General features: G+C 54.8%; 1 pseudogene. It reads right to left on the reverse strand.

The features are described 5' to 3' along the window. Positions 1 to 60: 60 nt before the first annotated feature. Positions 61 to 675 (reverse strand): annotated as a pseudogene (locus IFT60_RS26185) (integrase core domain-containing protein); the annotation flags it as partial.

The raw sequence follows: 675 nt of genomic DNA on the forward strand, positions 1-675 counted from the left end.
TGTAAAGGCAAATTAGAAATGTCCGCTTTTGGCAAAGTTAAAATGTCCGCTTTCTAAAAGTCATACTCGCTTTTGGGCGGACGCTTTCTTCGCTGCTGCCGTGCCCTGGGTAACGACAGCGCCTGGTAGATTGAGGCGATGTGGCCGGGCGCGCTGCCTCTTGTCGAGCGTCGCATGCAGTGATTTTTTGTCGGTATCGATGCGACGCGTCGGCTTCGATACAGTCATGCTGGTGTAGGCAAATACCTGTCTGTTCGCGTGCAGTTCGACACGTCCATCAGCATAGGTATGGATGGCGACGGTTTGGCCGACCAAGCCACGCGCAGCCGGTGTATCGTCAAGCAGATGCAACAGGTTGCCATGCTGGAACGTGAGCTTGGAGGTCAGTTTGCGGGTCTCGCAAATGGTCAGGATGAGCTCCAGGTCGTCCTCGATATGGAGCGGTGTGTGCAGATCGAGTTCGCTCATTGGAGTACGGGCAAATTGCTCGTTGTATCGCCTCACGTACTTCTCGCACCATGTGTTTGCGGCATCGATATTGTCGATACCTTCGAGCCGCATTTCCTTGACGAGCCGGTCTTGCAGGAGACGGTTGACCCGTTCCACACGTCCTTTCGCTTGCGGGGTGTTTGCACAGATGAGCTCAATGCCAAGCTGGTCGAGGGCACGCTGAAA

Source organism: Massilia sp. CFBP 13721, from assembly GCF_014842025.1.
Taxonomy (GTDB): domain Bacteria; phylum Pseudomonadota; class Gammaproteobacteria; order Burkholderiales; family Burkholderiaceae_D; genus Telluria.